The sequence below is a fragment of the Mycobacterium scrofulaceum genome (assembly GCF_002086735.1).
Taxonomy (GTDB): Bacteria; Actinomycetota; Actinomycetes; order Mycobacteriales; family Mycobacteriaceae; genus Mycobacterium; species Mycobacterium scrofulaceum.
Genome location: NZ_MVIJ01000143.1, coordinates 1 through 1,200 on the forward strand (window position 1 = coordinate 1; position 1,200 = coordinate 1,200).

Annotated in this window: 1 protein-coding gene; it reads right to left on the bottom strand. The window is 67.2% G+C overall.

Annotation, left to right across the window (positions count from 1 at the left end):
* Positions 1 to 1,080, bottom strand: a 1,080-nt coding sequence (locus BST44_RS29150) for an IS110 family RNA-guided transposase (protein ID WP_167380264.1), incomplete at its 3' end; no start/stop codon positions are given.
* Positions 1,081 to 1,200: the final 120 nt, after the last annotated feature.

A 1,200-nucleotide genomic window follows, 5' to 3' on the forward strand; every position in this document is an offset into this window, starting at 1 on the left:
GGTCAGCGTGGCCAGAGACCAGCACCAGCCCGCGAGCTGTCGAGCGACTGCGACGTTGGCCACCACGTGGGGCTTCTTGCGGTCGTTGAACCGGCACCACTGCTGATGCAGCCGGCGGTTTCCGGCATGCCCTCGCGCCTTGAGTGCGGGGTCGACCTTGGCCCAGCGGGCCCGCATCGTGGGCCCTGGATTGCGGTAGGCCGCTCGGTGGTGCCAGGCCGATTCGATTAGCAACCGGCGAACGTGGGCGTTGCCAGTTTTGGTGATCGATCCCTGCACACGGGAGCCGCCCGATGAGTGCTCGGTGGGGACCAGGCCGACGTAGGCGCCGATCGAGGATCCGGTGAACCGGGTCCAGTCGCCGATCTCGACGGTGAGCGCCAGCCCGGTCAAGGCTGAAATCCCACGCAGGCACCCCAGTCGGTCGACCTGATCTGCCCATCGCGGTGAGGCCGCGACCGTGACGATCTGCTCGTCGAGGCGGTCTCGTGCAGCCGTGGCGTTGAGCACCGCATCGAAATGGTGGTCAAAGGCCGCTGCGGTGTGGGCATCGTCGAATCGTTGCCGCCGCAGCCATGTTTCGTGCACCCCGGTCCAGGCCTGCCCACCGGAATACACCCGGCCCTGGCGTAACAACAGCTTCGACAGCCGGTGTCGTACCCGCATCAGGTCGGCCCGGGCGTCTTCGCGGGCACGCACCAGGTCGCGCACCGCCTCCACCTCGGCGTCAGGCACCGTGACCGCGGTGACCTCGCCCAGCCGCAGCAGCCGCGTCAAATGTGCGGCGTCCCGGGCGTCGGTCTTGACCCGGTCCCCGGCCGGACGGATCAACTTCGACGGCGCCGCGACCACACAATCGATCTCGGCTCCAGCCAATGCCCGCGCCAACCCGAACCCTGTTGGCCCGGCTTCATAGGCCACCCGCACCGGGCCCCGCAGCCGATGCAGCCAGTCCAGGATCTCGCCGTAATCAGGACACAACCGAGTCCACTGGACGTGGCCCGTTTCCTCATCGACCGCATGCGCAACCACCGAAAGCGCGTGCACGTCCAACCCCACACTCGTACCGTTGAAACTCACCGGAGGCCTCCTGATCTGCAACTGTGGCTCTACCAGTGCGAGTGTTCACTCGATACAGGCAACCCACGTCCGATTGCAGCCCGAGGCCTTCGGCCTCACGCCGCCCCCCATACCGTCTAG